Here is a 1,117-nt window from a genome sequence, read left to right on the forward strand (position 1 = left end):
TCTTTTACCGTCTCAACCTTGAATTCTTTTTTGCCCCGGCGGGTCTCGAGCATCACCTTCGAGCCCACCTTCTGGCCCAGCAGGGCCTTGCCCAGCGGGCTCTCGTCGGAGATTTTCATGGGGCGCTCGAGGACGCTGGCCTCGGCAGGGGCCACCACCTGCACCTCCATCTGGTCGCCTTCCTTCGACTTTAAGCGGACAATAGCCCCCAGGCTGACCACATTCACCTTGTTGCCCTCCTCTTCCATCACTTCGGCACGGGAGAGGATGTCGGTAAGGGAGTCTATGCGGGCTTCGATGCGGGCTTTTTCACGCTTGGCGTCTTCGAGTCCGGAATCATCGTAGTCGTCGGAAGACTCCATGAGTTCCTGCAAAATTCGCGTAGCATCCTGCAGCCGGGTGCGTTCTTGCTCGAGTTCGGCCACCAGACGTTCATATCCCGATTTTGTGAGTTTGACTTCGCGTGCCATCCGGCCTCCTGAAACCTGTACCCTTGCGGCGCATTCGCATCCCGCGCCCAATCCTCATGATGCTGCGCTATCGTTCTGAGATTTATATGAGACGGGCTCTGAAGCCACGCCCTACCGGCTGTGCATGGATAATGGTCGTGATCATAGCGGTTATGGTGCGACGCCCAGTCTACTCCCCCGGGTCGGGGTCGTTACTCCCCTATCCCGAGACCCTCCACCCGGGCCTGGCGTTAAGCGGCCCGGCGCACCCTCTGCCGGGCCGGGTTGTGAACCCTGCCTGCTGCTCAGGGGAGTATACCCCTTAAGAGAATTTCCCTCAAACGTCCGGGCCGGGCCGCCCCCGAACAGCTATCGGTATCGAGGCACAGGGCCACATAGCGAAAGAGGCGCTCGTTTTCACCCACCCCAAAACGGAAGAACTGGGCTGCGGTGCGGGAAACGTGGCGCAGACAAGCCTCGCAGATGATGGGGGTGGTGCTGGAGGAGCCCTCGAGGGGTTCCAAAACAAGATGGAGCGGGCTTTCTTGAATGTGTACCCGCCCCTCGCGATCCCGGTAATAAAGAACCTCCCCCGGAGGCAAAAGCTCCGGGGAAGTTCCAGGGAACAGCTCCAGGATCAGCTCCCGCTCTTCAAAGACCTTTTCCCC

At 59.8% G+C, this 1,117-nt stretch carries 2 protein-coding genes; both read right to left on the minus strand.

Annotated features, from left to right (window positions below; genetic code table 11):
- Nucleotides 1–470 (minus strand): GreA/GreB family elongation factor (locus Q0288_RS10805; RefSeq protein WP_299430276.1); only part of this gene is annotated, 470 nt, incomplete at its 3' end.
- Between the two features lie 284 nt (nucleotides 471–754).
- Nucleotides 755–1,117, minus strand: a 363-nt coding sequence (locus Q0288_RS10810) for a hypothetical protein (protein ID WP_299430278.1), incomplete at its 5' end; no start/stop codon positions are given.

Origin of the sequence: uncultured Meiothermus sp., from assembly GCF_937863175.1 — a bacterium.
Taxonomy (GTDB): Bacteria; Deinococcota; Deinococci; order Deinococcales; family Thermaceae; genus Meiothermus.